Origin of the sequence: Pseudomonas benzenivorans (genome assembly GCF_033547155.1) — a bacterium.
Taxonomy (GTDB): Bacteria; Pseudomonadota; Gammaproteobacteria; order Pseudomonadales; family Pseudomonadaceae; genus Aquipseudomonas; species Aquipseudomonas benzenivorans_B.
In genome coordinates, this window is the sequence record NZ_CP137892.1 from 3,511,832 (window position 1) to 3,532,486 (window position 20,655).

Sequence of the window (20,655 nt, forward strand, 5' to 3'; positions counted from 1 at the left end):
TATTCCGTTAAATCTTCAGTTCTTGGGGCTGCTGGGCAGTGTGCGGGTGAGCGGCACCCTTGTACACCTTCAGCTTACGATACATGTCGCGACCCAGCGGGTTCTTCGGCAGCATGCCTTTTACCGCGGTCTCGATCACACGCTCAGGCGCCTTGGCGATCAGCTTCTCGAAGTTGATCGACTTGATGCCGCCCGGGAAACCGGAGTGAGAGTAGTACATCTTGTCGGTGGTCTTGGCACCGGTCACACGCACCTGCTCAGCATTGATCACGACGATGTAGTCGCCGGTATCAACGTGCGGAGTGTACTCGGGCTTGTGCTTGCCACGCAGACGGGTGGCAATTTCGGTAGCCAGACGACCCAGGGTCTGACCAGCAGCGTCGACGACGAACCAGTCGCGCTTTACTGTTTCCGGTTTAGCAGTAAAAGTCTTCATTCTTTATAGCCTCAGGGGCCGCCCTGATAAATAAGACGGCGGATCTTACTGAATAGTGCGTACTTTGACAAGTCAAAGGCAGCCGAACACAGACGCTGTCGGGGGCTCGGGTCAGCGCGTCCGTAGCACGGCAAGATTCTTCGGCAGGCGGCGCATCACTTCCACTGCTGAAAGAGGTGCGCAATTATGCAGATTGCGCAGATAAATTCAACCATGCCTGCATGGGCATTTCACGATAAAGAGCAGCCTATGAACTATCGCCAGCTGGGCCGAACGGATTTGCATGTCAGCGCCCTGTGCCTGGGCACCATGACCTGGGGCGAGCAGAACGACGCCGACGAGGCCTTCGCCCAAATTGCCCGAGCCAAGGCCTACGGGGTGAACTTCATCGATACCGCCGAGATGTACCCGGTGCCGCCACGGGCCGCGACCTATGGCACGACCGAGCGGATCCTCGGCGACTACTTTCAGCGGCACGGCGGCCGCGGCGACTGGATACTGGCCAGCAAGATCGCCGGCCCCGGCAACGGCATCGACTACATCCGCGACGGCCGGCTCAAGCACGACCGCCCCAATATCCAGGCCGCCGTCGAAGCCAGCCTCAAGCGCCTGCGCACCGACTGGATCGACCTGTACCAGCTGCACTGGCCGGAACGGCCGACCAACTACTTCGGCCAGCTCGGCTATCGCCATCAGGACAGCGTCTTCACCCCACTGGAAGACACCCTGGAAGCGCTGGACGAGCAGGTCAAGACCGGCAAGATCCGTCATATCGGCCTCTCCAATGAAACACCCTGGGGGACCATGAGGCTTCTGCAATTGGCCGAGAGTCGCGGCTGGCCGCGGGCGGTATCGATTCAGAACCCCTACAACCTGCTCAACCGCAGCTTCGAGGTCGGCCTGGCGGAAGTCGCCATGCGCGAGCAGTGCGGCCTTCTGGCCTACTCGCCCCTGGCCTTCGGCATGCTGTCGGGCAAGTACGAAGGCGGCGCACGCCCGGCCAACGCCAGGCTCAGCCTGTTCAACCGCTTCACCCGCTACACCAACCCGCAGGCGCAAGCCGCCTGCTCGCGCTACGTCGCACTGGCTCAGGAACAGGGCCTGGACCCGGCACAGATGGCCCTGGCCTTCGTCACGGCCCGCCCCTTCGTGACCAGCACCATCATCGGCGCCACCACCCTGGAGCAGCTGGAAGCCGACCTGGGCAGCAGCGAGCTGAGGCTCGGCGACGAGGTGCTGACCGGCATCGAGGCCATTCACCAGACGCAACCGAACCCAGCACCCTGAAACCGGTCGACCGGCCGGAATACGCCCGGACAATGCCGGGCCTTTCCGCGCCAGACGCCGCCCTACAAGGCGCGGGCGATGATCTCCTTCATGATCTCGTTGGTGCCGGCATAGATGCGCTGCACCCGGGCATCGGCCCAGGCCCGCGCCACCGGGTACTCCCACATGAAGCCGTAACCGCCATGCAGCTGCACGCATTCATCCAGCACCTTGCACTGCAGGTCGGTGCCCCAGTACTTGAGCATGGCCGCGGTCGGCACATCCAACTTGCCCTGCAGGTGCAGCTCCAGGCAACGATCGACAAACACCCGACCGACCTGAATCTCGGTGGCCATCTCGGCCAGCTTGAAGCGGGTGTTCTGGAAATCCGCGATGGCCTTGCCGAACGCCTTGCGCTCGCGGGTATAGTCCAGGGTCCACTGCAGCGCCGCTTCGGCCGAGGCCAGGGCGCTGATGCCGACGGTCAGGCGCTCCTGAGGCAGCTCCTGCATCAGGTAGGCGAAGCCCATGCCGGCCTGGCCCAACAGGTTCTCCCTGGGCACCCGCACGTCCTGGAAGAACAGCTCGGAGGTGTCCTGGGCCTTCATGCCGACCTTCTCCAGCCGCTTGCCCTTGGCGAACCCCGGCATATCGGCCTCGACCAGGAACAGGCTGGTGCCCTTGGCGCCCGCCTGCGGGTCGGTCTTGGCCACCACTATCACCAGGTCGGCCAGGTAACCGTTGGTGATGAAGGTCTTGGAGCCGTTGATCACGTACTCGTCGCCCTCCAGCACGGCCGTGGTCTTGACCCCCTGCAGGTCGGAGCCGGCCCCCGGCTCGGTCATGGCGATGGCGGTGACCAGCTCACCGGACACCAGCCGGGGCAGGTACTTGTGCTTCAGGGCCTCGGAGCCGTAGTGCAGGATGTAGGGCGCAACGATGTCCGAATGCAGGGAGAAGCCGATGCCGCTCAGCCCCAGCCGGGCGACCTCCTCGATCACCACCGTGCTGTAGAGGAAATCGGCCCCCATGCCGCCGTACTCCTCGGGAATATGGGAGCAGAGCAACCCCGCCTCCCCCGCCTTGTTCCACAGCCCGCGGTCGACGTGGCCGTCCTTCTCCCACTGCTGATGGAAGGGCACGGCCTCCTGCTCGAGGAACTTGCGCACGCTGTCGCGAAACAACTCATGATCGGAACTGAACAGGGTTCTGGGAATCATCACGGCACCTGGCATAGAAGGTAGGTTTGGGTGACTCCGACTCTAGCCAAGCAAACGCTTGGTCGCACTGGACACAAGCGCCAATAAATAAGACGATCCAGCCGTTACTTGACCACTTAGCCCTAATAAGAATCAGCCTATGCCCAGCCAATCGCCCGAGCCGCTCAAGCGCGTCAGCATCCTCGCCACCGAAGGCGTCTTCGCCTCCACATTGATGCAGGCCAAGGACTTCTTCCATATGGCCAGCCTGCGCTACGGCAAGCAGCTGGGCCTGGGCCTGACCCCGGCCTTCGAGATCCACCTGGTCAGCCCGGACGGCCAGCCGGTGCGCAGCTTCAGCGATGTGCTGATCCCGGTGGACGGGCCATTGGAAAGCGCCGACGTGATCATTCTGCCGGCCTTCTGGGACGACTTCGACGCCCTCTGCCAGCGCCATCCCCAGGTACTCAGCTGGCTCAGGACGCGCCACGCCGCGGGCACCGCGATCTGCGGCGAAGCCACCGGGGTGTTCTGGATGGCCCAGGCCGGCCTGCTCGACGGCAAGGAGGCGACCACCTACTGGCGCTTCTTCGGCGAGTTCGCCGAGCGCTTTCCCAGGGTGCTGCTCAATCAGGACAAGCACCTGTCCGATGCCGACAACCTCTACTGCGCCGGCGGCGTCACCTCGGCCTGCGACCTGTACATCTACCTGATCGAGCGCTTCTGTGGCGCCGGCGTGGCCCAGGGCGTCGCCCGCGACATCCTCTACGAGGTGCAACGCAGCTACACACCCGGACGCATCGGCTTCGGCGGGCAGAAACTGCACCACGACCTGACCATCCTGCAGATCCAGCAGTGGCTGGAGGAGCACTTCTGCGACAAGTTCCGCTTCGAGGACGTGGCCCGCGAGCACGGCATGAGCATCCGCAACTTCATGCGCCGCTTTCAGGCCGCCACCGGCGATAAGCCGCTGCACTACCTGCAGCGGCTGCGCATCGAAACGGCCAAGGGCCTGCTCAGCGCCACGCGCAAGAGCATCAAGACCATCAGCTACGAAGTCGGCTACGACGACGCCAGCTTCTTCGCCCGGCTGTTCCGCCAGCACACCACGCTGTCGCCCAACCAGTACCGCCGGCAGTTCCAGCACAAGGACACGCACGCCTAGCGCCGGCGCCGGGTCGATAGCGCCAGGGTTTCGCCCACAAAAAAGGCTGCCCTCTGGCAGCCTTTGGGCCGGCTCGACGGATCAGGGCTTGTGCGGCCGCGCCAGGAACTCGTGGGACTGCATCTCCAGCAGACGGCTGAGGGTGCGCTGGAACTCGAAGGTCAGGCGCCCACCGGTGTAGAGATCCTTGAGCTCGACCTCAGCGGAGATGATCAGCTTGACGTTGCGGTCGTAGAACTCGTCCACCAGGTTGATGAAGCGCCGCGCCATGTCGTCCTTGGCCACGCCCATCTGCTCGACATTGGCCAACAGCACGGCGTGGAAGATCTTGCCCAGCTCGATGTAGTCGTTCTGGCTGCGCGGGCCGTCGCACAGCTCGCGGAACTCGAACCAGGCCACGTCGTCGCCGACCTTGCGCGCGGTGATGGCACGGTTCTCGATCATCAGCGCCTCGTTCTCCTGCACCGCGCAATGCTCGGGCAACAGGCTGCTGAAGCTCTTCTGCAGGCTCTCCTCGGCCGCCGCATCCAGCGGCCAGTGGAACAGCTCGGCCTGCTCCAGGGCGCGCAGGCGGTAGTCGACGCCGCTGTCGACGTTGACGATCTCGGTGTGTTCCTTGAGCAGGGCGATGGCCGGCAGGAAGCGGGCGCGCTGCAGGCCGTCCTTGTACAGGCCGTCCGGCACTATGTTGGAGGTCGCCACCAGGCTCACGCCGTTCTTGAACAACTCCTCGAGCAGGGTGGCGAGGATCATCGCATCGGTGATGTCGGAGACGAAGAACTCGTCGAAGCAGATCACCCGCGCCTCGTCGGCAAAGCGCTTGCCGATGATGGTCAGCGGGTTCTTCTCGCCCTTGAGGGTCTTCATTTCCTCATGCACCCGCTTCATGAAGCGGTGGAAGTGGGTGCGCATCTTCTGCTCGAACGGCAGCGCATCGAAGAAGGTGTCGACCAGGTAGGTCTTGCCGCGGCCGACCCCGCCCCAGAAGTACAGGCCCTTGACCGGCCCCTGGGGCTTGCGGGCGAACAGCTTGCCGAACAGCCCGGGCTTGCTCGCCTCGCCGGCGATCAGGTCGTCGTACAGGCGCTGCAGATGGCGCACCGCAGTTTCCTGGGCCGCGTCATGGAAGAAGTCGGGGCGTTTGAGGTCTGCCTGGTAGCGCTCTAGGGGTGTCATATTCGTTAGCTGGGCAACAAAAATGGGGCCGACACTTTAGCGACGCCCTCCGCGCTTGGCAATCGAGAGCCGCTGTTTGCACGGCCTCGCCGCGTCGACCCGACGACGCGGCGAAACCCGAGGCACTAGCCGGCCAGGCCGGCGATGGCGTCGCGCAGGCGCAGCATGGCGGCGTCCAGCTCCTCCGGGTCGGGGTAGGCCGGGCTGTCTGCCAGGCACTCGCCGTCCAGCCAGAGGGTGAACTGGTCGCCCTCGTCCTCGCGCAGCTCCAGGGCATCGGGACCCTGGGCGATCAGCCGCTGACTGATGGCGCCGACCAGCTTGGGGTCGGCGAAGGGACGCGAGAGCAGCAGCTCATCGCCCTCGGCCGAGAGGAAACGGAAGCGGAAGCTGCCGTCCGGCTCGCGGAAGCTGACGAAGCGCGCGTTCTTGGCCGCCTTTTTCTTGCCGCTGGTGGAGGCCTGCACCTGCTCGCGGAACGAGCGCAGGCCCACCGCCTCGCGCAGCTCGCCGAGGAAGGGCGTGGCGATCCGCCGGGCCTTGGCCGCGCCGGCCTGCAGCACCTCCTCCAGGTCGCCGGGCCTGGCGATCAGCGCCTGATAACGCTCGCGGGCCTCGCCCAGTTCGCCGTCGAGCAGCTGGAACAGGCGCTGCTTGGCCTCGCCCCAGGCCAGGCCGTCCAACAGCTCGGCGCGGAACGCGGTCTGCTGTGCCGGCGTGGCGAAGGCCTGGTAGAGGGTGAACAGGTGGGCGCTGTCCGGGTCCTTGGCCTCGCCCGGGGCGCGCGAGTCGGTGACGATGCGGGCGATGGCGTCCTTGAGCTGCTTGGCGCTGCCGAACAGCGGGATGGTGTTGTCGTAGCTCTTGCTCATCTTGCGCCCGTCGAGGCCCGGCAGGGTCGCCACGTCTTCCTCGATCACCGCCTCGGGCAGGGTGAACAGCTCCTTGCCGGCGCCGAACAGGTGGTTGAAGCGCTGGGCGATGTCGCGGGCCATCTCCACGTGCTGGATCTGGTCGCGGCCGACCGGCACCTTGTGCGCGTTGAACATCAGGATGTCCGCCGCCATCAGCACCGGGTAGCTGAACAGCCCCATGGTCACGCCGGCATCCGGGTCCTCGCCGGCCTCGACGTTCTTGTCCACCGAGGCCTTGTAGGCGTGGGCGCGGTTGAGCAGGCCCTTGCCGGCGACGCAGGTGAGCAGCCAGCACAGCTCGGGGATCTCGGGGATGTCGGACTGGCGATAGAAGGTCGCCTTGTCGACGTCCAGGCCGCAGGCCAGCCAGGTGGCGGCGATCTCCAGCCGCGAACGCTGGATGCGCGCCGGATCGTCGCACTTGATCAGCGCATGGTAGTCGGCCAGGAAGTAGAAGGAATCGGCATCCGCGGCGCGGCTGGCGACTATGGCCGGACGGATGGCGCCGGCGTAGTTGCCCAGATGGGGGGTGCCGGTGGTGGTGATGCCGGTGAGGATACGAGTGGTCATGGCGTTCGCTTATTGGATGAGGCGCCTGGCAGGCGGCAATCGAAAATCAGAGTCGCGGGGCAAGCAGCTCCTTGAGGTCGGTCAGCTTGCCGTGAAAAAAGTGCCCGCATTCTGCCACTTTCAGCAGTTCATGGGGACGCGGCAGCGCCGCCGACCAGTCGTACACGGCCTGCGGCTCGATCACCTCGTCGTCCTCCGGCTGGATCAGGGTCAGCGGGCAACGCGCGGCCGCCGGATACTCGGCGCTCAGGCGCTGCACCGCCGGCGCCACCATGAACAGGTGCGCCGGCTCGACCCCCTGCCCCTCCAGGCGGGCGCCCAGGCTGGCGGCGACGAAGCCGCCGAAGGAGAAGCCCAGCAGGGTCAGGGGCAACTGCGGATACTGGGCGCGCAACCAGCGGGCCGCGGCCTCGGCGTCGTCGATCTCGCCGCCGCCCATGTCATGGCTGCCGGCGCTGGCACCGACGCCCCGGTAGTTGAAGCGCAGCGTGGCCAGGCCGGCGTCGCGGGCGGTACGCTGCAGGGTCGAGACCACCTTGTTGAGCATGGTGCCGCCCTGCACCGGATTGGGGTGGCAGATCAACGCCACGCCACGGGCGTCGGGCACGGCGAGGGACAGGGCTTCCAGTTGGCCGCAGGGGCCATCGATGAATAGAGGGGTTTCGCGGCTGAGCAACGGTTAACTCCGTGACCCCAAACGGGGTCGACACGTCTAGCTGACAGCCTGCGCCGCACAGCATTGCATGGCGGTATACAGCGCAGGTTCGAGCCGTTAACGTAAAGCAAAGCCGTTTAGAGAGGAAGGACTCGTGGAACAGACACTCACAGCCTGGCTGGTGCCGGCCCTCACCCTGGTAGTCGGTGTCGCCATCGGCTTCCTGATCGCCCGCCTGGCACCCAATGCGGCGCCGAACCGCACGCAGCGTCGGCTGGACGAAATCCAGTCGCGTTTCGACGCCTACCAGAGCGAGGTGGTGACCCACTTCAACACCACGGCCAGCCTGGTGAAGAAACTCAGCCAGAGCCAGCAGGAGGTGCAGCAACACCTGTCCGAGGGGGCCAACCGCCTGGCCCTGGACGAGCTGACCCGGCAGCGCCTGCTGGCCACCCTGCTCGCCGGCGAAGGCGGCGAGAAACGCGAACGCCTGAAGGCCCCGGCGCACCAGGAGATGCCCAAGGACTACGCGCCGAAAAGCGCCGACGTACCGGGCATGCTCGACGAAAGCTACGGCTTGAAGACCAAGAAATAAGGCCGACGACGCAGCCGCCCGATGCCCAGCGGCTGATGCCGAGCCACAAAAAAGCCCCGCTCTCGAGCGGGGCTTTTTTGTGGGCGGTTCGACCTTAGATCGCGCCGCGCTCGCGCAGCAGCGCCAGCACCTGCTTGGCGCCCTCCTCGACCGACAGGCTCTGGGTGTCGATCACCAGATCGGCATCCAGCGGCACGTCATAGCCGAAGGACTCACCCGGGATGTTGTCGCCCTCGGCGGCATACAGCCCCTGCGGATCGCGTTCGCGGCAGACCTGGGGCGAGGCTTGGACGTACACGGTGATCATGCGCTCGGCGCCGATCAGTGCCTTGGCCTGTTCCCGGCCCTCGGCGTCCGGAGCGACGAAGGCCGCCAGGGTCAACAGGCCGGCCTCGTTGAACTGGCGCGCCACGTGAGCGGCACGGCGCCAGTTCTCGGTGCGCCCGGCACGATCCTGCGGCAGGCCCTTGTTCAGATCGTGGCGCAGGTTCTGCCCATCGAGCACATAGACCGCACGGCCCATGTCGAACAGCTTGCGCTCCACGGCGTAGGCCAGGGTGCTCTTGCCGGCGCCGGACAGGCCGCTGAACAGCACGGTGGCCGGCTGCTGGCCGAAGCGGCTGGCGCGCTCCTCGGTGGAGACGTGGGCGAGCTTGCCGTGGTGACCCTCGGCATTCTGCGCACCGACCGGCTTGGCGATGATCATGCCGGCGCCGACGGTGCCATTGGTCAGCCGGTCGATGACGATGAAGGCGCCGGTGGTGCGGTTGTAGTCGTAGCCGTCGAGGGCGATCGGCGCGTCCAGGGCGACCTTGACCTTGCCGATCTCGTTGAGCTGCAGGCTGCTGGCGGCCCCCTGTTCCAGGGTGTTCACGTCGACCCGGTGGGCGATACCGGCGATGGTCCCCGGCACATAGCTGCTGGCCCGCTTGATGTCGTACTTCTTGCCCGGCAGCATCGGCTCCTCGGCCATCCACACCAGCATGGCCTCGAAACTGTCGCGAATCTGCGGACGATTGTCGGCATGCACCAGCATGTCGCCACGGGACACGTCGATCTCGTCTTCCAGGGTCAGGGTGATCGCCTGGCCCGGGCCGGCCTGCTCCAGCTCGCCCTCGTAGGTGACGATGGACTTGACCTTGCTGCCCTTGCCGGACGGCAATACCACGACCTCGTCGCCCTTGCGCACGATGCCGCTGGCCAGGGTGCCGGCGAAACCACGGAAGTTCAGGTTCGGCCGGTTGACGTACTGCACGGGGAAGCGCATGTCGTCGAAATTGCGATCGCCGGCCACTTCCACAGTCTCGAGGATTTCCATCAGCGACTGGCCGTCATACCAGGGCGAACGCTCGGACTTGTTGACCACGTTATCGCCCTTGAGCGCCGACATCGGCACGAAGTGCAGGGTGGTCGGCTTGAGGTCGATGCGCTCGGCGAACTTCAGGTAATCGGCCTTGATCTGCTCGAACACGCCCTGATCGAAGTCCTTGAGGTCCATCTTGTTGACCGCGACGACGATGTGCTTGATGCCCAGCAGCGAGGTGATGAAGCTGTGGCGCTTGGTCTGGGTCTGCACGCCGTAGCGGGCGTCGACCAGGATGATCGCCAGGTCGCAGGTCGAGGCGCCGGTGGCCATGTTGCGGGTGTACTGCTCGTGGCCCGGGGTGTCGGCGATGATGAACTTGCGCTTGGCGGTGCTGAAGTAGCGGTAGGCCACGTCGATGGTGATGCCCTGCTCCCGCTCGGCCTGCAAGCCATCGACCAGCAGCGCCAGGTCGACGTCCTCGCCGGTGGTACCGACCTTCTTCGAATCGCGGGTGATGGCCTCCAGATGATCCTCGTAGATCATCTTGGAGTCGTGCAGCAGGCGCCCGATCAGGGTGCTCTTGCCGTCGTCGACGTTGCCGCAGGTGAGGAAGCGCAGCAGTTCCTTGCGTTCGTGCTGGGCCAGGTAGGCGAGGATGTCCTCGCTGATCAAATCGGATTGATGACTCATGGTTCGCGATCCTTAGAAGTAGCCCTGGCGTTTTTTCTCTTCCATCGAGCCGGCGGCGTCGTGGTCGATGACCCGGCCCTGGCGCTCGGAAGTACGGGTCAGGAGCATCTCCTGGATGATTTCCGGCAGGCTGGTGGCGCTGGACTCCACCGCGCCGGTCAGGGGGTAGCAGCCCAGGGTACGGAAGCGCACCATCTTCTTCTGGATGCTGGCCTTCTGCTCCGGGGTCAGGTACTGCAGGATGCGCTCGTCGTCGATCATCACCAGGGTGCCGTTGAGCTCGACCACCTCGCGCTCGGCCGCGAAGTACAGCGGCACGATCGGGATCTGCTCCAGGTAGATGTACTGCCAGATGTCCAGCTCGGTCCAGTTGGACAGCGGGAACACGCGGATCGACTCGCCCTTCTTGACCTTGCCGTTGTACAGGTTCCACAGCTCCGGGCGCTGGTTCTTCGGGTCCCAGCGGTGCTTGCTGTCGCGGAAGGAGTAGACGCGCTCCTTGGCCCGGGACTTTTCCTCGTCGCGGCGGGCGCCACCGAAGGCGGCATCGAAACCGTACTTGTCCAGGGCCTGCTTGAGGCCCTCGGTCTTCATCACGTCGGTGTGCTTGGCACTGCCGTAGACGAAGGGGTTCATGTCCTGCGCCACACCCTCGGGATTGATGTGGGTGATCAGGTCCAGGCCCATTTCCTCGACCATCTGGGTACGAAAGCTGTACATCTCCTGAAACTTCCAGCGGGTGTCCACATGCAGCACCGGGAACGGCAGCTTGCCGGGAAAGAATGCCTTGCGCGCCAGATGCAGCATCACGGCGGAGTCCTTGCCGATGGAATAGAGCATCACTGGGTTGTCGAATTCGGCGGCCACTTCACGAATGATGTGGATACTCTCCGCCTCCAGCTGTTTGAGGTGCGTCAGTTTATCGAGCATGGCTACTCACGGATTGCTGAGTGATTGGGCCGGCGGGCCGGGGGGACGAGGCCGCACTCTAGCACGACACAAGCTTCTATACAGGCGAGCAGTTAGATCAAAAAAATCTAGCTTTATGCCGGCAGTTTCGGCCGTCAGCCCCCTCGAGCCGAGGGCCAGAGCGCGACGAAGCCCGCCCTGTCCGCTCGCCGCAGAGCCAGCAGAGGCCCCTGATGGGCAGGCTCATACCGGGTTGGGGCAATCGATGAACTGGTGCTCGAGGGCGAAGTGTCGCGCCAGGTACTCGCCCAGCGCCTGGACGCCGTAGCGCTCGGTGGCGTGGTGACCGGCGGCGATGAAACTGATGCCGTTCTCCCGGGCACTATGGAAGGTCTGCTCGGAGGCTTCGCCGGTCAGGTACAGGTCCACGCCGGCGGCGATGGCCTGGTCGATATAGCCCTGGCCGCCGCCGGTGCACCACCCGATGCGGCGAATCGGCCGCGGCCCCGCCACCAGCAGCGGTTCGCGACCGAGAACCTGCTGCACGCGGCGAGCGAAGTCACCCGGGCTCAGGGGATCGGCCAGGGAGCCGACCAGGCCGACGGTGCGCGGGTTGTCCGGCTCCAACGGACCCTCGACGGTGATCCCCAGCTGACGGGCCAGCTGCACGTTATTACCGACCTCCGGATGCAGGTCCAGCGGCAGGTGATAGGCCAGCAGGCTGATGTCGTGGGCCAGCAGGGCCTTCAGGCGGCGCTGCTTCATGCCGGTGACGCAGGGATTCTCGCCCTTCCAGAAGTAGCCGTGGTGCACCAGCAGCACATCGGCCTGGGCCTCGACCGCGGCATCGACCAGCGCCTGGCTGGCGGTCACACCGCTGACGATGCGGCGCACCTGGGGCCGGCCCTCGACCTGCAGGCCGTTCGGGCAGTAGTCGGCGATACGTGCCGCACCCAGATAGCGCTCGGCCTCTTCCACCAGGGTCGTCAGGGCAATGGCCATGCAGATTCTCTCCAACTGTTACCGGGCGCTGATTTATTGGCGGGCGCCCCTCTATAATGGCGCACCTTAAAGGGGCCCCAAGGCCCTCGCAACCCTCAGGATTTCATCGATGTTCAAGGCCCTGCGATTTCTCGGCTGGCCACTGTTGGTCGGCGTGCTGACGGCACTGCTGATCATTCAACAGTTCCCCCACTGGGTCGGCCTGCCCAGCCAGGACGTGCAATTGCGCCAGGCCCCGCTCTATCAGCGCCTGCAAGAGGGTCCGGCATCCTATGCCGAGGCGGTGAGCCTGGCATCGCCGGCGGTGGCCAACCTCTATACCACCAAGTACGTCGAGAAACCCAGCCACCCGCTGTTCGAGGACCCGCAGTTCCGCCGCTTCTTCGGCGACAACCTGCCCAAGCAGCGGCGCATGGAGTCCAGCCTCGGCTCGGCGGTGATCATGAGCCCGGAAGGTTACCTGCTGACCAACAACCACGTGACCAGCGGCGCCGACCAGATCGTGGTGGCCCTGAAGGACGGCCGCGAGACCCTGGCGCGGATCATCGGCAGCGACCCGGAAACCGACCTGGCGGTGCTGAAGATCGACCTGCCGGACCTGCCCTCGATCACCCTCGGCCGCTCCGACGATATCAAGATCGGCGACGTCAGCCTGGCCATCGGCAACCCCTTCGGCGTCGGCCAGACCGTGACCATGGGCATCATCAGCGCCACCGGGCGCAACCAGCTGGGCCTCAACACCTACGAGGACTTCATCCAGACCGACGCGGCGATCAACCCCGGCAACTCCGGCGGCGCCCTGGTCGACGCCCACGGCAACCTGCTCGGAATCAACACGGCGATCTTCTCCAAGTCCGGCGGCTCCCAGGGCATCGGCTTCGCCATCCCGGTGAAGCTGGCGCTGGAGGTGATGCAGGCGATCGTCGAGCACGGCCAGGTGATCCGCGGCTGGCTCGGCATCGAGGTACAGCCGCTGACCCCGGAGCTGGCCGAGTCCTTCGGCCTGGCCGGCCAGCCCGGCATCGTCGTCGCCGGCATCTACCGCGGCGGTCCGGCGCAAAAGGCCGGCCTGCAGCCCGGCGACCTGATCCTCAGCATCGACGGCGAGGCAGCCAGCGACGGCCGCCGCTCGATGAACCAGGTGGCCCGCGCCAAGCCGGGCGACACCATCAGCATCGAGGTCATTCGCAACGCCGAGCTGCTGCGCCTGAGCGCCGTGGTCGGCGTACGCCCCCCCGCCAACGGCAATTGAACGCGGCCCGAATCCGGCGCTTGATAACTTCTCTCACAAACATGTAATGTTATTACATAATTAACTCACGAGAGAGCCACCCTTTGCGCCCCACCCACCTCCTGCTCGCCGGACTGCTCGCCCCGGTCGCCGTGGCCGCCGCGCCTCCCCTCCCCGCTCAACTCGACGACAGCATCATCACCGCCCATCCAGAGCAGGCCGACGGCCCGGTACGGGGTTACCGCGCCCTCCGTTCGGCCAGCGCCACCAGGACCGACACGCCGATCGGCGAAATCCCCCAAGCCATCAGCGTGATTCCCGCCGGCGTGCTGGACGACCTCGGCAGCAGCGACGTCGAGCGCGCCCTGGATTTCGCCGGCGGCGTCGCTAAACAGAACGACTTCGGCGGCCTGACCCTCTTCGAATACAGCGTCCGCGGCTTCGCCACCTCGGCATTCTACAAGGACGGCTTCAGCGTCAACCGCGGCTACCCCAGCACCCCGGACGCCGCCAACATCGAGCGCGTCGAGGTGCTCAAGGGCCCGGCGGCCAGCCTCTACGGCCGCGGCGATCCCGGTGGCACGATCAACATCGTCACCAAGAAGCCCCAGGCCGAGCGCTTCGCCCGCCTGCAGAGCAGCGCCGGCAGCTGGGACCGCTACCGCAGCGCACTGGACGTCAACACCCCGCTGGACGAGCAGGGCGATCTGCTGTCGCGCGTCAACCTGGCCGTGGAGGACAACCACAGCTTCCGCGACCACGTCGGCAACCAACGGGTGTTCGCCGCCCCCAGCCTGAGCTGGCAACTCGGTCCGGATACCCGCCTGCTGCTGGAGGCCGAACTGGTGCGCCATCGCTCGGTATTCGACCGCGGCATCGTCGCCCCGGGCGGCGAGCTGGGCCTGGTATCGCGCTCGACCTTCCTCGGCGAGCCGAGCGACGGCCACATAAGCAACGACAACAACCAACTGCAGGCCAGCCTGGAACAAATCCTCGACGACAGCTGGCGCCTGCGCCTGGCCAGCCATTTTAAGGAAGGCACGCTAGACGGCCTCGCCAGCGAGAACCACGCGCTGGCCGCCGATAGGCGGACCCTGACGCGGCGTTTTCGCGAGCGCGAGACCAGCTGGCACGACAGCATCACCCAGGTCGAACTGCACGGCGATCTGCACCTCGCCGGCCTGCGGCACCGCCTGCTGCTGGGCGCCGAGTACGAGAACTACCGCAAGAACGAGCGGGTCACCGAGATTCGCCCGCGCAGCGCCATCGACATCTACGACCCGCTGTACGGCCGCCCACGCCCGAATGGCGCGCGCTCCGGCAGCGACCACCACGAGCAGGTGAGCAGCCACGCCCTCAACCTGCAAGACCAGATCCGCCTCAGCGAACGCCTGCATGGCCTGGCCGGCCTGCGCTGGGAGCGTTTCGATCAGCACCTGGACAACCGCACCAGCGGCCGAGTCAGCCGCCAGCAGCACGACGCCCTGACCCAGCGCCTGGGCCTGCTCTACCAGCTGACCCCGCAGGTCGGCCTGTTCGCCAACGCGTCCACCTCGTTCAAACCGAACAGCGGCCTGGACCGGAGCGGCCAGAGCTTCGATCCGGAGCAAGGCCTGGGCTACGAGGCCGGGGTCAAGCTGGGGCTGCTGGACGACCGCCTCGGCGCCACCCTCGCCGCCTTCCACCTGACCAAGGAGAACGTGCTCACCGCCGACCCGCTCGACCCGGCCTTCCAGGCTGCCGCCGGCGAGGCTCGAAGCCGGGGCCTCGACCTGCAGCTCAGCGGCCAATTGAGCGACGCCCTGCGGGTGATCGGCGCCCTGGCCTTTATCGATGCCGAAGTCACCGAGGGGGACGCCCGGCTGCCCAGCGGCAGCCGCCTGCTGGGGGTGCCGCGGCGCAGCGGCAGCCTGCTGGCGGTCTACGAGTTCCAGGACGATGCCTGGCGCGGCGCCGATGTCGGCGCGGCCTACACCTATGTCGGCGACCGTTCCGGGGAAAGCGGCAGCGACTTCCAGCTGCCTTCGTACCAGACCCTGGACCTACTGGCCCACTACCGGGTGAACGAGCGCCTCAAGCTCGGCGCCCAGCTCAACAACCTGTTCGACGAAACGTACTACGAACGCTCCTACAGCAGCCTCTGGGTGATGCCCGGCGAGCCGCGCAACCTCAGCTTCAACCTCAGCCTCGACCTCTAAGGAAATCGCCAAATGAAAGCACTTCCCCTGCTCACCGGCGCCCTGTGTGCCGCCCTGCTGGCCGCCCAGGCCAATGCCCACGGCCTGTGGACCGAGCAGCGCCGCGGCCATATCGAGACCATCTACGGCCATGGCGCCGAGGACAATGCGTTCAAGGCCGAGAAGGTCAGCGGCGCCTGGGCCTACGACGCTCGCGGTCGGATGATCCCGGTCAGCGTGGAGCGCCTGACCGACCATGCCCGCCTGCAACCGCTGCGACCACCGGCCGTGCTCGGCGTTGCCCTGGACAACGGCGCCTGGTCGCTGACCCCGGACCAGCAGTGGGTCAATCAGGGCCGCAGCCAGGTGCCGAACTCGACCCGCTCGCTGCACACCTACAAATACAGCCTGGCCATCCATGCCGAAGGCGCCAAGCTGCCGGAGCTGGCCCAGCTGAAGATGGTCATACTGCCGGAAACCGACCCGCTGCGGGTCGGCCCGGGTAAGCCGCTGCCGGTGCGCGTGCTGGTCGACGGCAAGCCGGCAGCCGGGGTCGAGCTGATCGGCGACTACCGCGGCGCGCCACACCAGGTCAGCGCGGTGACCGATGCCGAGGGGCGCGCCCAGGTGCCGGTGCGCAACGCGGGACTGAATGTCATCAGCGCCGAGGTCGAGCTGCCGGTGAAGAACGATGCCGATATCGAGACCCGCGGCCTGTTCGCCTCCCTGACCTTCCTCGGCGAGACACATCGCGAGTAGCCCAGACGGCAAAAAGCCGAAGCCGCTCACGCGCCTCCGGCTTTTCTTCGCCCATCGTCAAGCGCCGGCTTAGAGCGTCCTCAGCGCATCCAGCAGCGCCTGGTTCTGCTCCGGCGTACCGATGCTGATGCGCAGGAACTGGGCGATGCGCGCCTGCTTGAAGTGGCGCACTATCACCCCCTGCTCGCGCAGCCGCGAAGCCAGCTCGGCGGCGTCGCGCCCAGGGTGGCGGGCGAAGACGAAGTTGGCGGCCGACGGCAGCACCTCGAAACCCAGCCCCTGCAGCCCGGCCACCACCGCCTCGCGACTGGCGATCACCGCGGCGCAGGTCTGCTCGAAGTACGGGCGATCCTCGAAGGCCGCGGCCGCCCCGGCGATCGCCAGGCGATCCAGGGGGTAGGAGTTGAAGCTGTTCTTGATCCGCTCCAGCGCCTCGATCAGCTCCGGATGGCCGACCGCCAGGCCGACCCGCAACCCAGCCAGGGAGCGCGACTTGGACAGGGTCTGGGTCACCAGCAGGTTCGGGTAGCGGTCGACCAGGGCGACGGCCGTGTCGCCGCCGAAGTCGATATAGGCCTCGTCCACCAGCACCACCGAATCCGGGTTGGCCTGCAGCAGCCGCTCGATGGCCTCCAAGGCCAGCAGGCAACCGGTCGGCGCGTTGGGGTTGGGGAAGATGATGCCGCCGTTGGGTCGGGCATAGTCCTCGACACGGATCTGGAACCCCTCGTCCAGTGCAATGGCCTCGTGGGCGATGCCGTACAAGCCGCAGTAGACCGGGTAGAAGCTGTAGGTGATGTCCGGAAACAGCAGCGGCTTGCCGTGCTGGAACAGGCCGTGGAAGGCATGGGCCAGCACCTCGTCGGAGCCGTTGCCGACGAACACCTGACTGGTCTGCACGCCATAGTAGTCGGCCACCGCCTGCTTCAAGCGCTCTCCGTTGGGGTCGGGGTACAGGCGCAGGCTGTCGTTCAGCTCGGCCTGCATCGCGGCGATGGCCTTGGGCGAAGGCCCATAGGGGTTCTCGTTGGTGTTGAGCTTGACCAGCTTGGCCAGCTTGGGCTGCTCACCCGGCACATAGGGCACCAGGTCCTTGACGAAGGGGCTCCAGAACTTGCTCATCTGCCCTTCTCTCCTCGTGTTCGTTCGGTTTGGCGTAGGCTGGGCCGTGCAACGGCGTAGCCCGCATGACGGATCATTCTTTGATGCGGTACTCGGCGCTGCGCGCATGGGCGGTCAGCGACTCGCCGCGGGCCAGCACCGAGGCGACCTTGCCCAGCTCGGAAGCGCCGGCGGCCGAGCAATGGATGATCGACGAACGCTTCTGGAAGTCGTACACCCCCAGCGGCGAGGAGAAGCGCGCGGTGCCGGAGGTCGGCAGCACGTGGTTGGGACCCGCGCAGTAGTCGCCCAACGCCTCGGCGGTGTAACGCCCCATGAAGATGGCGCCGGCGTGACGGATCTGCGGCAGGTACTGCTCGGGGTTCGCCACCGACAGCTCCAGGTGCTCCGGGGCGATGCGGTTGGCCACCGCGATGGCCTGGGCCATGTCGGCGACCTGGATCAGCGCACCGCGCCCCTCCATGGAGGTGCGGGCGATCGCCTCGCGCTCCAGGGTCGGCAGCAGCCTGGCGATGCTCTCGGCCACCCGGTCGAGGAAGGCGGCATCCGGGCTGACGAGGATCGCCTGGGCGTCCTCGTCGTGCTCGGCCTGGGAGAACAGGTCCATGGCGATCCAGTCCGGATCGGTCTGGCCATCGCAGACCACGAGGATCTCCGAGGGCCCGGCGATCATGTCGATGCCGACCTTGCCGAACACGTGGCGTTTGGCGGTGGCCACGTAGATGTTGCCCGGCCCGACTATCTTGTCCACCGGCGGCACGCTCTCGGTGCCGTAGGCCAGGGCCGCCACGGCCTGGGCCCCGCCGATGGTGAAGACCCGGTCGACGCCGGCCACGCAAGCGGCGGCCAGGACGATCTCGTTGATCTCGCCGCGCGGGGTCGGCACCACCATCACCACCTCGGGCACCCCGGCGACCTTGGCCGGGATGGCGTTCATCAGCACCGAGGACGGGTAGGAGGCCTTGCCGCCGGGCACGTAGAGGCCGGCGCGATCCAGCGGGGTGACCTGCTGGCCGAGCACCGTGCCGTCGGCCTCGGTGTAGCTCCAGGAGTCCTGCTTCTGCCGCTCGTGGTACAGGCGCACGCGCTCGGCGGCCAGCTCCAGCGCGGCGCGCTGCTCGGCGGTGATACGGGTCAGGGCCAGCTCCAGACGCTCGCGCGGCAGGATCAGGTCGGCCATGGCGGCGACCTCCAGGGCGTCGAAGCGCTGGGTGTACTCCACCAGTGCGGCATCGCCACGCGAACGCACGGCGTCGATGATCTCCAGCACCCGCTGGTTGACGCCCTCGTCCGACACGCTTTCCCAGCTCAGCAGATGATCCAGGTGTCGCGCGAAGTCCTGGTCAGCAGCATTGAGTCGGCGGATGGCGATGGGACTGGTCATAGCGGGCCTCTTGATTGGCGAATGCTCGGGCGTCGCTAGGCTACCAAGCCCTCCGCATGGACGCCCGAGAAAATTGGCTATGACACGGATAGGCAGGTGCGGCGGTAAGCCGCACAGTGGTATCAGCTGGGGTGTCGCGACTCGACCGCCTCGCGCAGGGCGTCGATGAGGGCCTGGATGCGCGCGTGCTGCATCTTCATCGAGGCCTTGTTGACGATCAGCCGCGAGCTGATGGTGGCGATCAGTTCCTGGGCCTCCAGGCCGTTGGCCCGCAGGGTGTTGCCGGTGTCGACCACGTCGATGATCTTGTCGGCCAGGCCGACCAGCGGCGCCAGCTCCATGGAGCCGTACAGCTTGATCACCTCGACCTGGCGGCCCTGCTCGGCGTAGTAGCGCTTGGCCACGTTGACGAACTTGGTGGCCACCCGCAGGCGCCCCTTGGGCTCGGCCGCGCCGACGGCACCGGCGGTCATCAGCTTGCACTGGGCGATGCGCAGGTCCAGGGGCTCGTACAGGCCCTGGCCGCCGTACTCCATCAGCACGTCCTTGCCGGCCACGCCGAGGTCGGCGGCGCCGTGCTCGACATAGGTCGGCACGTCGGTCGCGCGGACGATCAGCAGGCGCACATCCTCCTGGGTGGTGGGAATGATCAGCTTGCGGCTCTTATCCGGATTCTCGGTCGGCACGATGCCGGCCTCGGCGAGCAGCGGCAGGGTGTCGTCGAGAATGCGACCCTTGGACAGCGCGATGGTGAGCATGAAGCGGGTTTCCTTTGGAACTGGACCAGGCCGGCCCTCGTGGGCCGGACGTTGGGCATCGCCGCGCCGGCTTAGCCCGGCACGCGGCGGATCTTGGCACCCAGCAGCTGCAGCTTCTCCTCGATGCACTCGTAGCCACGATCGATGTGGTAGATGCGGTCGATCAGCGTATCGCCCTCGGCGACCAGCGCGGCAAGCACCAGGCTGGCCGAGGCGCGCAGGTCGGTGGCCATCACCGGGGCGCCCTTGAGCTGCTCACTGCCGGTGACGATGGCGGTGTTGCCTTCGACCAGGATCTGCGCACCCATGCGCAGCATTTCATGCACATGCATGAAACGGTTCTCGAACACCGTCTCGATCACCGTGCCGGTACCCTCGGCGATGGCGTTGAGGGCGATGAACTGCGCCTGCATGTCGGTGGGGAACGCCGGATAGGGGGCGGTACGCAGGGTCACGGCCTTCGGCCGCTTGCCCTGCATGTCCAGCTCGATCCAGTCGGCACCGCTGGTGATTTCCGCACCGGCCTCCTGCAGTTTGGACAGCACCGCCTCCAGGGTAGTCGGATCGACGTCCTTGACCTTGACCCGGCCGCCGGTGATGGCGGCGGCCACCAGGTAGGTACCGGTCTCGATGCGATCGGGCATCACGCTGAAACGCGCGCCATGCAGGCGCTCGACGCCCTCGATGGTGATGGTGTCGGTGCCCGCGCCCTCGATCTTCGCACCCATGGCGATCAGGCAGTTGGCCAGGTCGACCACCTCCGGCTCACGCGCGGCGTTTTCCAGCACGCTGCGGCCCTTGGCCAGGGTCGCGGCCATCATGATGTTCTCGGTGCCGGTGACGCTGACGGTGTCGAAGAAGAAGCGCGCGCCGCGCAGGCCGCCTTCCGGCGCCTTGGCCTTGATGTAGCCGCCTTCCACGTCGATCTGCGCGCCCATGGCCTCGAGGCCGCGGATGTGCAGGTCGACCGGCCGCGAGCCGATGGCGCAGCCACCGGGCAGCGCCACCTCGGCCTCGCCGAAGCGCGCGACCATCGGCCCGAGCACCAGGATCGAGGCGCGCATGGTCTTGACCAGTTCGTAGGGTGCGACCAGGGTCTTGATCGCCCGCGCATCGACCTCCACGCTGAGCTTCTCGTCGATCACCGGCTCGATGCCCATGCGCCCGAACAGCTCGATCATCGTGGTGATGTCGTGCAGGTGCGGCAGGTTGCAGATGGTCACCGGCGCGTCGCCCAGCAGGGTCGCGGCGAGGATGGGCAGGGCGGAGTTCTTCGCCCCGGAGATGCGGATTTCGCCGTCGAGGCGCACGCCGCCGGTAATGATCAATTTATCCATAGCT

General features: G+C 66.4%; 18 protein-coding genes. 6 read left to right on the forward strand and 12 right to left on the reverse strand.

What is annotated here, in order from left to right; translation table 11 throughout:
- Nucleotides 1-7: 7 nt before the first annotated feature.
- Nucleotides 8-436: a 50S ribosomal protein L13 gene (rplM, locus tag SBP02_RS16225; protein ID WP_213641192.1), complete on the reverse strand. Its 429-nt coding sequence runs from the start codon at nucleotides 434-436 to the stop codon at nucleotides 8-10.
- Between the two features lie 249 nt (nucleotides 437-685).
- Here rplM and SBP02_RS16230 point away from each other — a divergent pair, with 249 nt between their 5' ends.
- Complete coding sequence (locus SBP02_RS16230) at nucleotides 686-1,723, forward strand: NADP(H)-dependent aldo-keto reductase (protein WP_318643280.1); 1,038 nt, start codon at nucleotides 686-688, stop codon at nucleotides 1,721-1,723.
- Between the two features lie 62 nt (nucleotides 1,724-1,785).
- Here the strand turns inward: SBP02_RS16230 and SBP02_RS16235 are convergent, their stop codons facing one another.
- Nucleotides 1,786-2,922: an acyl-CoA dehydrogenase family protein gene (locus tag SBP02_RS16235; RefSeq protein ID WP_318643283.1), complete on the reverse strand. Its 1,137-nt coding sequence runs from the start codon at nucleotides 2,920-2,922 to the stop codon at nucleotides 1,786-1,788.
- A 238-nt stretch (nucleotides 2,923-3,160) separates the two neighbouring features.
- On the opposite strand from SBP02_RS16235, the gene SBP02_RS16240 reads away from it, so the two are divergent.
- Nucleotides 3,161-4,066: a GlxA family transcriptional regulator gene (locus SBP02_RS16240; RefSeq protein ID WP_318646361.1), complete on the forward strand. Its 906-nt coding sequence runs from the start codon at nucleotides 3,161-3,163 to the stop codon at nucleotides 4,064-4,066.
- 81 nt (nucleotides 4,067-4,147) lie between these two features.
- On the opposite strand, the gene zapE is transcribed toward SBP02_RS16240, so the two are convergent.
- The 3 genes from zapE to SBP02_RS16255 form a co-directional block, all read right to left on the reverse strand.
- A complete protein-coding gene (zapE, locus tag SBP02_RS16245; RefSeq protein WP_318643285.1) occupies nucleotides 4,148-5,242 on the reverse strand; it encodes a cell division protein ZapE in 1,095 nt (364 codons plus the stop codon).
- A 125-nt stretch (nucleotides 5,243-5,367) separates the two neighbouring features.
- The gene (locus tag SBP02_RS16250; protein WP_318643287.1) at nucleotides 5,368-6,726 is read right to left on the reverse strand and encodes a tryptophan--tRNA ligase; all 1,359 of its coding nucleotides are present in this window, start codon (nucleotides 6,724-6,726) and stop codon (nucleotides 5,368-5,370) included.
- Nucleotides 6,727-6,772: 46 nt separating this feature from the next.
- On the reverse strand, nucleotides 6,773-7,402 hold the full coding sequence (locus tag SBP02_RS16255) for an alpha/beta hydrolase (RefSeq protein WP_318643289.1): 630 nt from the start codon (nucleotides 7,400-7,402) through the stop codon (nucleotides 6,773-6,775).
- 133 nt (nucleotides 7,403-7,535) lie between these two features.
- On the opposite strand from SBP02_RS16255, the gene SBP02_RS16260 reads away from it, so the two are divergent.
- Complete coding sequence (locus SBP02_RS16260) at nucleotides 7,536-7,976, forward strand: YhcB family protein (protein WP_318643290.1); 441 nt, start codon at nucleotides 7,536-7,538, stop codon at nucleotides 7,974-7,976.
- Between the two features lie 94 nt (nucleotides 7,977-8,070).
- Here SBP02_RS16260 and cysN read toward each other — a convergent pair whose 3' ends face one another.
- The 3 genes from cysN to SBP02_RS16275 form a co-directional block, all read right to left on the reverse strand.
- Entirely contained in the window at nucleotides 8,071-9,972 is a 1,902-nt protein-coding gene (cysN, locus tag SBP02_RS16265; RefSeq protein ID WP_318643291.1) for a sulfate adenylyltransferase subunit CysN, read from the reverse strand.
- 12 nt (nucleotides 9,973-9,984) lie between these two features.
- Nucleotides 9,985-10,902, reverse strand: a complete 918-nt coding sequence (gene cysD, locus SBP02_RS16270; protein ID WP_318643292.1) for a sulfate adenylyltransferase subunit CysD — start codon at nucleotides 10,900-10,902, stop codon at nucleotides 9,985-9,987.
- A 222-nt stretch (nucleotides 10,903-11,124) separates the two neighbouring features.
- Nucleotides 11,125-11,883, reverse strand: a complete 759-nt coding sequence (locus SBP02_RS16275; RefSeq protein WP_318643293.1) for a Nif3-like dinuclear metal center hexameric protein — start codon at nucleotides 11,881-11,883, stop codon at nucleotides 11,125-11,127.
- A 109-nt stretch (nucleotides 11,884-11,992) separates the two neighbouring features.
- Here SBP02_RS16275 and algW point away from each other — a divergent pair, with 109 nt between their 5' ends.
- From algW to SBP02_RS16290, 3 genes are all read left to right on the forward strand, one after another.
- Nucleotides 11,993-13,135, forward strand: a complete 1,143-nt coding sequence (gene algW, locus SBP02_RS16280; RefSeq protein ID WP_318643295.1) for a Do family serine endopeptidase AlgW — start codon at nucleotides 11,993-11,995, stop codon at nucleotides 13,133-13,135.
- An 83-nt stretch (nucleotides 13,136-13,218) separates the two neighbouring features.
- Complete coding sequence (locus SBP02_RS16285; RefSeq protein WP_318643297.1) at nucleotides 13,219-15,312, forward strand: TonB-dependent siderophore receptor; 2,094 nt, start codon at nucleotides 13,219-13,221, stop codon at nucleotides 15,310-15,312.
- A gap of 12 nt (nucleotides 15,313-15,324) precedes the next feature.
- Nucleotides 15,325-16,050, forward strand: a complete 726-nt coding sequence (locus SBP02_RS16290) for a DUF4198 domain-containing protein (protein ID WP_318643299.1) — start codon at nucleotides 15,325-15,327, stop codon at nucleotides 16,048-16,050.
- Between the two features lie 69 nt (nucleotides 16,051-16,119).
- Here SBP02_RS16290 and hisC read toward each other — a convergent pair whose 3' ends face one another.
- The 4 genes from hisC to murA form a co-directional block, all read right to left on the reverse strand.
- Nucleotides 16,120-17,172, reverse strand: coding sequence for a histidinol-phosphate transaminase (hisC, locus tag SBP02_RS16295; RefSeq protein ID WP_318643301.1), 1,053 nt, complete (start codon nucleotides 17,170-17,172; stop codon nucleotides 16,120-16,122).
- Nucleotides 17,173-17,245: 73 nt separating this feature from the next.
- The gene (gene hisD, locus SBP02_RS16300) at nucleotides 17,246-18,556 is read right to left on the reverse strand and encodes a histidinol dehydrogenase (RefSeq protein ID WP_318643303.1); all 1,311 of its coding nucleotides are present in this window, start codon (nucleotides 18,554-18,556) and stop codon (nucleotides 17,246-17,248) included.
- 122 nt (nucleotides 18,557-18,678) lie between these two features.
- Nucleotides 18,679-19,314 carry an ATP phosphoribosyltransferase gene (gene hisG, locus SBP02_RS16305; RefSeq protein WP_318643305.1) on the reverse strand — a complete coding sequence of 212 codons (636 nt, stop codon included), beginning with the start codon at nucleotides 19,312-19,314 and terminating at the stop codon, nucleotides 18,679-18,681.
- 71 nt (nucleotides 19,315-19,385) lie between these two features.
- Complete coding sequence (murA, locus tag SBP02_RS16310; protein ID WP_318643307.1) at nucleotides 19,386-20,651, reverse strand: UDP-N-acetylglucosamine 1-carboxyvinyltransferase; 1,266 nt, start codon at nucleotides 20,649-20,651, stop codon at nucleotides 19,386-19,388.
- Nucleotides 20,652-20,655 lie beyond the last annotated feature (4 nt).

Excerpts from the sequence above, each read along its gene's own strand:
- rplM (WP_213641192.1), bottom strand. The coding sequence starts at position 436 with ATGAAGACTTTTACTGCTAAACCGGAAACAGTAAAGCGCGACTGGTTC.
- SBP02_RS16230 (WP_318643280.1), top strand. The coding sequence starts at position 686 with ATGAACTATCGCCAGCTGGGCCGAACGGATTTGCATGTCAGCGCCCTG.
- SBP02_RS16235 (WP_318643283.1), bottom strand. The coding sequence starts at position 2,922 with ATGATTCCCAGAACCCTGTTCAGTTCCGATCATGAGTTGTTTCGCGAC.
- SBP02_RS16240 (WP_318646361.1), top strand. The coding sequence starts at position 3,161 with ATGGCCAGCCTGCGCTACGGCAAGCAGCTGGGCCTGGGCCTGACCCCG.
- zapE (WP_318643285.1), bottom strand. The coding sequence starts at position 5,242 with ATGACACCCCTAGAGCGCTACCAGGCAGACCTCAAACGCCCCGACTTC.
- SBP02_RS16250 (WP_318643287.1), bottom strand. The coding sequence starts at position 6,726 with ATGACCACTCGTATCCTCACCGGCATCACCACCACCGGCACCCCCCAT.
- cysN (WP_318643291.1), bottom strand. The coding sequence starts at position 9,972 with ATGAGTCATCAATCCGATTTGATCAGCGAGGACATCCTCGCCTACCTG.
- cysD (WP_318643292.1), bottom strand. The coding sequence starts at position 10,902 with ATGCTCGATAAACTGACGCACCTCAAACAGCTGGAGGCGGAGAGTATC.
- SBP02_RS16275 (WP_318643293.1), bottom strand. The coding sequence starts at position 11,883 with ATGGCCATTGCCCTGACGACCCTGGTGGAAGAGGCCGAGCGCTATCTG.
- algW (WP_318643295.1), top strand. The coding sequence starts at position 11,993 with ATGTTCAAGGCCCTGCGATTTCTCGGCTGGCCACTGTTGGTCGGCGTG.
- SBP02_RS16290 (WP_318643299.1), top strand. The coding sequence starts at position 15,325 with ATGAAAGCACTTCCCCTGCTCACCGGCGCCCTGTGTGCCGCCCTGCTG.
- hisC (WP_318643301.1), bottom strand. The coding sequence starts at position 17,172 with ATGAGCAAGTTCTGGAGCCCCTTCGTCAAGGACCTGGTGCCCTATGTG.
- hisD (WP_318643303.1), bottom strand. The coding sequence starts at position 18,556 with ATGACCAGTCCCATCGCCATCCGCCGACTCAATGCTGCTGACCAGGAC.
- hisG (WP_318643305.1), bottom strand. The coding sequence starts at position 19,314 with ATGCTCACCATCGCGCTGTCCAAGGGTCGCATTCTCGACGACACCCTG.
- murA (WP_318643307.1), bottom strand. The coding sequence starts at position 20,651 with ATGGATAAATTGATCATTACCGGCGGCGTGCGCCTCGACGGCGAAATC.